At 53.8% G+C, this 9,364-nt stretch carries 6 protein-coding genes; all 6 read left to right on the forward strand.

Annotated features, from left to right (window positions below; all coding sequences use genetic code 11):
- The first annotated feature begins 9 nt into the window (after positions 1 to 9).
- The gene (locus WBG83_RS07705) at positions 10 to 1,104 is read left to right on the forward strand and encodes a Gfo/Idh/MocA family protein (RefSeq protein WP_336744152.1); all 1,095 of its coding nucleotides are present in this window, start codon (positions 10 to 12) and stop codon (positions 1,102 to 1,104) included.
- Positions 1,101 to 1,973, forward strand: a complete 873-nt coding sequence (locus WBG83_RS07710; protein WP_336744154.1) for a sugar phosphate isomerase/epimerase family protein — start codon at positions 1,101 to 1,103, stop codon at positions 1,971 to 1,973. Before WBG83_RS07705 ends, WBG83_RS07710 begins: the two co-directional genes overlap by 4 nt.
- Positions 1,954 to 3,612 (forward strand): hypothetical protein, encoded by a 1,659-nt coding sequence (locus WBG83_RS07715; RefSeq protein ID WP_336744156.1) that lies wholly within the window; start codon positions 1,954 to 1,956, stop codon positions 3,610 to 3,612. The genes WBG83_RS07710 and WBG83_RS07715 overlap by 20 nt, the downstream gene beginning before the upstream one ends.
- A gap of 33 nt (positions 3,613 to 3,645) precedes the next feature.
- Positions 3,646 to 6,723 (forward strand): glycoside hydrolase family 2 protein, encoded by a 3,078-nt coding sequence (locus WBG83_RS07720; protein ID WP_336744158.1) that lies wholly within the window; start codon positions 3,646 to 3,648, stop codon positions 6,721 to 6,723.
- A complete protein-coding gene (locus WBG83_RS07725) occupies positions 6,678 to 8,810 on the forward strand; it encodes a hypothetical protein (RefSeq protein ID WP_336744159.1) in 2,133 nt (710 codons plus the stop codon). Before WBG83_RS07720 ends, WBG83_RS07725 begins: the two co-directional genes overlap by 46 nt.
- The coding region (locus tag WBG83_RS07730) for a sugar-binding domain-containing protein (protein ID WP_336744161.1) at positions 8,807 to 9,364 on the forward strand (558 nt) is incomplete at its 3' end. The genes WBG83_RS07725 and WBG83_RS07730, both read left to right, overlap by 4 nt.

The raw sequence follows: 9,364 nt of genomic DNA on the forward strand, positions 1-9,364 counted from the left end.
GTGAGACCAATGAATTTTATTCGACCGGAAGATTATTTGCCTAGGAAGCAGCATATTCCCGACCTAAAAAAGTACGGAATAGGGCTAATCGGCTGCGGAAGCATTGCCAATACTGCGCATTTGCCGGCCTACAAAAAATATGGTCTGCATATTGCGGCATGCTGTGACGTGAATGAAGAAGCCGCACGGGCTACAGCGGAGAAATTCGACATTCCGTTCTGGACGACAGATGTGAACGAGCTGCTTGCCAGGGAGGATGTCGGGGTCATTGACCTGGCGATTCATCCCGAGCCAAGACTGAAAGTGCTGCAATTGATTGGTCAGGCGCCGCGTCCGGTGTTATGTCAAAAACCGCTCGCTCTGGATTTCGAGCATGCTGCACTGCTCAGCTCGGAGGCGAAGCGTCTAAATATTACGCTCAGCGTCAATCAGCAAGCCCGGTGGGCTCCGGCGCACAAAGCGCTGAAGACCGTGCTGGAACAGGATTTAATCGGAGAAGTATACAGCATTCACCATGATATGCGTTCCTTCCAGGACCAAGCGGGCTGGTGGTGGACGAACATGAAAAACTTCAATATTGTCGACCACGGCGTGCACTATGTCGATTTGTGCCGTTACTTGAATCCGACACAGCAAGAATGGTCTCGGGTACATTGCACAACCGCCCAATTGAACGGGCAAAATGCCATCGATCCGCTCATCTATTCGGCGAACATCGAATTCGGACCGAAGGGCGGACGGAACCCGCTGATGGGTTCCCTGCATTTCAACAACATCGTCAAGGCCAATCGTTCTCACAGCAACACCTGGTGGGTTGACGGGACGGAAGGCAGCCTGTGGTGCACACAGGATACGCTCTATATGGCGCTGAACAAGCACAAAAACGTGGTTCATGAAATCAAGCTGAAGGGCAGCTGGTTCCCGGATGCTTTCGCAGGCTCTATGCTTGCTTTTATGACTTCCCTTGAGCAGGGAGAGCTTCCGCCGGTTCCGCCGGAGGATAATCTGCAAACAGTGGCGCTGACCACGGCTATGGTGATTTCCAGTCAAGAAGGACGCGTTGTGGAAAGTACGGACATCTTCGGAGGGAGTGGGCAAGGATGAACCGTCTCGGTTTTATGAGCTATATCTATATGGGCTGGACCGTGGAGCAGATGGCCGCGGATGCGCGGAGTCACGGAATGTCGCTCGTGCAGCTGGATCCGAAGCAGAAGCTTCAGCTAATGGATGATCAGCCGTTCTCACAGGCCCGGGCTGAAGCAGTGCGCGAGAGCTTTGAGAAACAAGGGATTTCTATCGTCGGGCTGTCGGGCTACACCAACCTGATGAATCCGAACCTTCAGAAGCGTGAAGATAAATTGGTTCAATTGGAAAAGATGATCGACCTATGTCCGGTATACGGAACCCGGTATATCGCAACTGAAACGGGAAGCCTGCATCCGACCAACGCTTGGCGGGATTATGAAGGCAACCGTACACCGGAAGCGTGGGATGAGCTGCTTCGTATTGTGGACCGGCTGCGCAGCCGGGCGGTTAAAAACGATGCGGTGCTTCTGCTGGAAGGCTTCGCCTTGAATATTTTGGCTACAGTAGAGCAGGCCGTCAGCCTGGTAGAGCAGCTGGGAAGCGAAGGACTGGGGATTATTATGGACCCCTTCAACTATTTGACACAAGAAGATCTGAAGCAGCAGGATGCCGCGATGACGAATATTTTTAATCGTATTGAGGCGTACGCCCCGATTGCTCATGCGAAGGATACGCTTTACTCCGAGGAAGGTTTTACTACGCCGCGCGTCGGTGCCGGATATGCTGACTGGAACGTGTATGCGAAGCTGATTTCCAGCCGGATGCCGGAGGTGCCTCTTATTTTGGAGCATGCCAAGCCTGAAGAGGTGGCTGAATGCCTGAAGCTGGTTCATCAAGCCTTTGCGAATGCGGCGGCGGAGAAAGCGGATGAAGCCAATGGCCGCTAAACCGAGATTAGGCATTCAAGGACCGGTAATCGCATGGCAGGACCCGTGGGCGGGTGAAGCATCCGATACCATTATGCGGACCGGAACCGGGAGTGTATGTCCTTCACAAGATCCGATTCCGTCAACGGAAGCATTTGTGGGGGCGCTGAAGGAGCTTCAGGCGGATTTTTATGTACATCATGTAATCCCGGGTATGGATGCGGACCCCGCACTGCTGGAGGATATGGTGAAGTCCGGATTGGACATTTGTCTGGGCAACGAGTATGGCAACATTAACGGCCCTTGGGTTGAGGATACGAACCGTTATGATGTGCCGGATGAGGCATTGATTGAGGCGGCGCGTTCGGGGCGGTGCATCGGGCTGCTGTATGATGAGCCGGAGCATCTGCAAATTAATGCCGGTCAGTACCGCAAGGACGGCTGGTATCCGCACTGGGGAACGACGGACGGCTTGACGCTGGAGGCATCGCGTGCGCGCGTAGAGCAGGAGGTGCGTACGCGCACCGGCCATGTGCAAAGTGTTCTGAGCCAGCAGGGCTTGGAGCCGTCATCGGTGCCGCTCATTTCAGAGCACGTTTTTCCGGTGATGTTTCATACGTTTGCCCGGGCGGGAATGGACCTCTGCCCTAAGATTATGAAGGAATCGTTCCAATCCTTGCAGATGTCCACTGCGCTTGGGGCAGCCAAGCAATATGGCCGGAACTTGTGGATATGTGCCGATTTATGGGGGCCTGACACGGGAACCTGGTTTACCCGTTTTCCAGGCTTTCCTGGGCATTCGCCTGAAGAATTCGCTTCGGCGCTGCGCATGGGCTATTACATGGCTCCAAGCCATTTGTTTACGGAAAATGTGGATGTGCTGCTGCAGCATACAAAAGCAGGATTTAAAACAACGGAATTCGGCGAGGTTTGGCACGAATTCGTTCATAAATTTATTCCGGAGCATCCGCTATCCTGGCATCATTCCCAGGTGGATGCGGATATTGCAGTTATTCATTCCGATGATGGCAATTACGGGAAAAATGACAAATTGTACGGCAATCGGTCGCTGGCCGGAGACGAGTATTCCCAGAGTGTGTTTCATTTGTGGCATTTGATTAGCTATGGCACAGTGCCGGCGCACGGAAGCTGCATGCATATTCCGGGTTATCAATTCCAGCGCCACGAGCTGAAAAAGCAAGTGAAGCTGGATCAGTTTCCGCTTCAACAAGGCTATATCAGCAAGGAGCGGAAGCCTTCGCATCCATTGTTTTATCCGACGCATAACGTTGTTGTGTTTGACGAGTTTGTAACCGCGGAGCAGTTAGGCCGGCCGAAGCTGACGCTGGTTGGCGGCTCCAGCCTTTCGGCGGAGGCTTTGCAGGCGGTTGTCAAGCGGGCGGAGGAGGGCGGAACGGTTGTGATCGCTTCCTGGCTGCTGCCGGATGACTGCCCGGCACATTTAAAGCGGAGCGGGAATCTTGGAACCGGCCGCTGGGAAGTGACGAGCGATTTCCTGGAAGACCGCGTACGGGAGCGGGTCGCGCCGTTTCTCGGCGAAGAGCGCTGCTGGACGCAGCGTTTTGGAACAACGGAGATTCGAATGTATCCGAAAGACAAGGACGGCTATACGCTGGACTTTGAAGTTGTGACCGTGTAAACGGGATTGTGTTCGGTTGAGGGGGAGACCAGATTGGATCAAAGCGTACATCATGATCCGTTTGCGGAGATTGCATTCCGCGAGCATCCGGGGAACAAAGAGGAGCTGCGGGAAATACCGCCCGCGGCTTTTGACAAAAAATATTTTATTTCAGGGTCGGAAAAAGCAAAAGATGCCTCCGGACTTTCGTATGAGGAGCAGCTTGCGCAGTTTCATCAGGCTCTGCCGCTCCTGCGCGAGAAGTACCGGCCTTTTATGAGCAATTTGACGCCGGCCCCCGCTTTGCAGCGCAGGCGGCAAGAACTGACGACATTTCAATTCCGGTACCAGACGCCCGCAGATGCGGAGTTCAGTCAAGTGCTGGAGGGCGGCGGTGAGTGGGAGACCGTCACGATACCTGATTTCCGGGGACCTACCGGAGACGACGGGAAATGGACCGGATTTTACCGCAATGAATTTTCTTATGATCAGGTTCCTAGCGGAAAGCGGGTCTATCTGACCTTTAAGGGTGTGGATTATAAGGCGACGGTGTACCTGAATCAGAAGTGCCTCGGCAGCCATGAGGGCTTTTTCGCCCCGTTCGAGTTTGATGTGACGGCGTATTTGCGGGAGCACAATACACTTGTTGTAGAGGTGCACAATGATTACCCGATGATGGGGGTAAACGGCACGAAGCTGGACGGGGATAAGATGTATGCGGCAACCGGCCCCGGCTGGGACGATCCGCTTACAGGCTGGAAGCACTGTCCTCCAGGCGCCGGGATTTATAACCGGGTATATCTGGAGGAGCGGCCGGAGCTGTTTGTTCAGGATGTGTTTGTCCGTCCCGATATTGATGACTGCTCTGTTGAGGTATGGATTGATGCGGTAAACACCACGGATCGGCTGATGGAGAATTTTGAGCTGCAGCTGACCGTTATGTCCAAGAACTTCGCAGATTCCAGTGTAGGTCCAATTTCATTCGAGGTTCCATATGCCGGGCCGGGGATGAATTACTATCGCTATAAAGTGGAGATGCCGTCCTTTAAGCTGTGGGAGCCTGAACGGCCTTATCTGTATTTGGCTCGGGTCGAGGTTATCGATGGCGGCCGGAAGCTGGATTGCTGGGATCGCACCTTCGGTATGCGCAAGTTTCATATGGATGAGCAAGACGAGCCGAAAGGCAGGCTTTATTTGAACAACGAGCCTGTCATTTTGCGGGGAGCCAACGAAATGGGCCACCTGCAGCAGTGTGTGATGAATGACGACTTCGCTCAGCTTATTGACGATATTTTAATCGCGAAGCTGGGGAACTTGAATTTTTACCGTACGACACAGCGTCCGGTACAAGAAGAAATATACGATTATTTCGATATGCTCGGCATGATGCATCAGTGCGATTTGCCGACCTTCGGCTTTATCCGGCGCAGCCAGTTTGTAGAAGGGGTACGCCAGGCGGCTGAGATGGAGCGGCTGATTCGCAGTCACCCGTCCTCTGTTATGGTGTCATTGATTAATGAGCCTTCACGGACTGAGAAACGCCGCAAAGGGCACCGCCATTTGCACCGGAATGAACTGGAAGCTTTTTTTGTAGCTGCCAGACAGGCCATTTACGTTGAAAATCCCGATCGTGTCGTCAAGAACGCAGACGGGGATTATAATCCTCCGACCCGGGAAGGACTGCCCGATTTTCATTGTTATAATCTGTGGTATACCAATAACGGCATCGGCGTAGGCAAGATGATTAAAGGCTACTTGCCTCCACTGCAGCAAGGCTGGAAGGTCGGCTGCGGGGAATACGGCGCTGAAGGCCTTGATAATTACGAGCTGATGATGAGCCGGTATCCGAAGGCATGGCTTCCGGCCGACATGAATGAACGCTGGCTTCCGAGCCGGATTGTGGCCGCACAAACCTACGGCCTTCATGGAGACTGGTTTGCGGAGCAGGAAACGATTCAGGATTGGATTAAAGAAAGCCAAAAGCATCAATGCCTGGCAACGAGGCTGATGACGGACGCTTGGCGCAGAAGAGCGGATGTTATTGTTTCGACTGCCATTCACCTGCTGATTGATGCCTGGCCATCGGGCTGGATGAAAGCGCTGGTCGGGGTGGATCGGATTCCGAAGCCTGCTTATTTTACGTATCAGGCATGTCTGGCTCCGGTACGGGTTCATTTACGGAGTGACCGCTGGAAGGCCTACGAAGGCGAAACGCTGGAAATTGAAGCCTGGCTGCTGAATGATTCGGCGAGAGCCTATGAGGATTGCCGGATCGTCGCTACTTTAAGAGACGATACCCGGGATTACGGCAGCTATGAAATGGCTTGTCATCTGAATACGGCAAGCTCCGCATATGCCGGATCGATTCGCTTTACGGTCCCTCCGGTGGAGAATCGCTCCAATCTGTACATGGATGCCTGCCTTGTAGATGAGGACGGTCAGGTGCTCAATATGGAACGATTTACATTGGAGGCGTTCGCCAAATTAAGCGCTGCAGAGCAGGGACAGCCGGTGTACTTCGATTCAGAGTCCGAATTGCTGTGCTCGCTGCTGGGGCTGCCGGGTAAAGCCTTCACTGCCGGAAGCTTAGCCAATAAAACGCTGGTTGCGGCTTCGCACGAGGCATTCGACGCTCACCGGGACTCTATTCTGGAAGCTGTCCAGCAGGGCGCCACCGGGGTGCTTATTTTGCGGAATACCGACAATACCCCATGGCAGATTGGCAGTGAGGAAGTCCGAACCGTGAAGCTCAGGGAATTGTATACCCTGTCCCTTCAAGTGGACTTTGCTCGTCAAAACGGGCTAAAGCCGGATGATCTGGCCTACTTGTACAATTTGACCAATGACCGGATAGACGCATTGTCCAATTGTTACTTGCAGGGTGAAGGCATCGAGCCGCTCGTTTTCTCTTATCTGGCGCAAGGAGAACCCAACGGCAAACGGAAGCTGCCGCTGGTTGGGAAAAAGGCATATGGCAAAGGTGAATTTGTATTCATTTGTTTGCCGTTGACAGGGCGTGTAGGCGTCAATCCCGGATTAGACCGGTTACTGCATTCCATTTTACTGAAAAAAGAGGAGGGAGAAGCGTGTACGCCGTTGTTAGCCGAAATCAGCAAAAACGGGTCGAATTAACCATTCAGCCTGAGCAAATCCGGTTGAGCTTGAAGCAGGCTGGCGAGGCTTCTCCTTATTTCACAGCCAATCTCCAGGATATGCTTTCCTACTCGACCGGCAGACCGTGGCGTCTTGAACGACGTCGGCTGGAAGAGGTCCGTGTGACGTCTCAGGAGGATTCGCTACTGTTGACCGGCAAGCTGGCAGAGCTTACATTCCGTCTTCAGCTTTCCTTTGATGAACATCATGTGCTGAGAGTAAAAGCGGCTTGGGACAATAGAACCGCCCGGCTTGTCACCGATGCGGCAGTTGGAATTGTGTTTCCGCTGCAGCATGGAAGCAAGGAAACCGTAACTATACCGCACATGATTTATAACAATAATCCTTCCTCCGATCCGGATCGCATCGTTCCCCGGCTTGGCGCAGGTCCAGGACGAGGCTTTATTTGCGAGGAGCATCGCCTTCCGATTCCGGGCGTCAACGTGGAGTGGACCGGCGATGGGCAGGAAACCCGCTATCTTTCATTGTTTGCTGTTCCTTCATTTGTGGAGCTGGCTGACGGTACAGTGCAGTACGGATCACTTGGCGCTGTCGAGTCGGACGATGTAGATCCGGAATTGGTTCTTGCGGCCATGAGCGGCGTGCTGATGTTCAACGGGGAGCACGATGTGTACTGTATTGCCAAAAACATAACCGAGCGCTGCGATAAAGGCTATCTTGATTTTCCGCCTGGCTTCTCTCTTTCGAAGGAGCTGGCTCTGGACTGGGGACATGCGGAAGGCCGGGGCCGCGGCTTCCGGGAAATCGTCCGTACAGGTCACAAGCTATTTGAACCGGAAGGCGCGAAGCCGCTTTCCTTGGAGGAGCTTATCCGGCTGAAGTCCGCTGCAATGGATGACCGGTGGCGGACGAATGCCCAAGGTGCGGCAGGCTATATCAAATTTTCCGATTCCAATGTATTCGGCAATGTTTCCAAGCATCCCCTTCACTATATGTACGGCTGGACCGGGCAGTGCCTTCGGCTGGCCTGGTGCGATGCGGAGCTCGGCTTCCGCCTCCAGCAGGAACAGCGGATTAAACGCTGCGAGCAAGCGATAGAGTTTTATTTGCAGGGCAGCCGTACCGCAGTCCCGGGTATCCGGTACAGCAGCTACCGGTTGGAGGACGGAAGCTGGGAGCATTTCCGGCGCGGCGGATTGCCGGTTATCTCCAGCCGGGCGCTGGGGGAGACGATGTCTGATGTGGCGGATATCGTCATGCTGTTTCAGGCTAACGGGAAGGCGGTTCCTTCCCACTGGATAGAGGCACTGTGCGAGGCGGTGGAGTTTTTTGCCGGTTCGGTGCTGCCATCCGGTATTATAACCGTTGCATGGCAGCCGGATGGCGGGCCAGTGGATGAATTAATTACAGCCGCCGGACTGCCTTGTCTGATTGCTTTGGCCAAATCGTACCGGATTACTGGGAACGAGCGATATTTGCATGCGGCTGAGGCTATGATGCGCTGCTACTATGAGCTTCATGCCGAAACATTTGCAAGGCCGTTTGCGCGTTCCACACTGGACGCCAAATGTGAGGATAAGGAAGCCGGCATGTACTTTTTCCTGGCTGCCTATGAGCTGTTGAACCTGACCCGGAAGCCTTGTTACCGGGAATGGGCTGAACTGGCAGCAGATTGGCTGCTGACCTTCGTTTATGTATGGAATCCGGTGTACGATCAAGGCTCTGCGTTCCGCACGGCAAATTTCAAAGCGGCGGGCTGGCCCGGGGTCAGCGTGCAAAACCATCATCTGGATGTGTTTTTCCCCAGCTTTGCCTTTTGGCAGTTTGGCCGCTTGACCGGTAGTGCGCTGTATGAGCGTATGGGCCGCATGGCGCTGGATGCGATGGGCCAGGGAATTTGCACGCAGCCGGGCGAATGGGGCTTCACGGTTACCGGTGAACAAGGAGAAGGCTTCTTCCAGACAAACTGGAATCACCGCGGTCACGGAAACAAGTGGAACCCTTCGTGGGTCATTGCACTGGTTCTGAGCAATGCACTGCAGTTCCAACAAGCTATACCTTTTGAAAATAATAGGATGAATGAGGAACGGAGGATATCCACATGATGGAGAAAAGCAAGCCAGACTGGGAAAACCTGGAGGTTCTAAGCCGGAACACCGAGCCTCCTCATGCCGGATTACTTCCGTTTCAAGATGCGGATACTGCGCTCAATTATGAACGGTCGGCCTCGGAATTTTATCAATTGCTGAACGGGGATTGGAAATTCAGCTATGCGGCAAGCCCGGCTGAGGCCCCGGAGCGCTTCTATGAACCGGCGGTTTCCTTGGAGAGCTGGAAAACGATCCCTGTCCCCGGCAACTGGCAAATGCACGGCTACGGCCGTCCGCACTATTCCAGCAGCTATTATCCGTTTCCTATCGACCCTCCGCACGTCCCGAAGGAAAATCCGACGGGCTGCTACCGTAGAAGCTTTTACGTCTCGGAGACCTGGAATGACCGGCAGGTTTTCCTCGTTTTCGAGGGTGTGGATTCCGCGTTTCATGTATGGGTGAACGGGGAGCTTGCAGGGTATGGGCAGGGCAGTCACATGCCATCGGAATTCCGGATTACCGGTCTGCTTCGTCCGGGGGAAAATGTTGTTGCTGTCCAGGTTTATCAA

Origin of the sequence: Paenibacillus sp. y28 (genome assembly GCF_037137075.1) — a bacterium.
In the GTDB taxonomy this organism is placed as follows: domain Bacteria; phylum Bacillota; class Bacilli; order Paenibacillales; family NBRC-103111; genus JBBBNV01.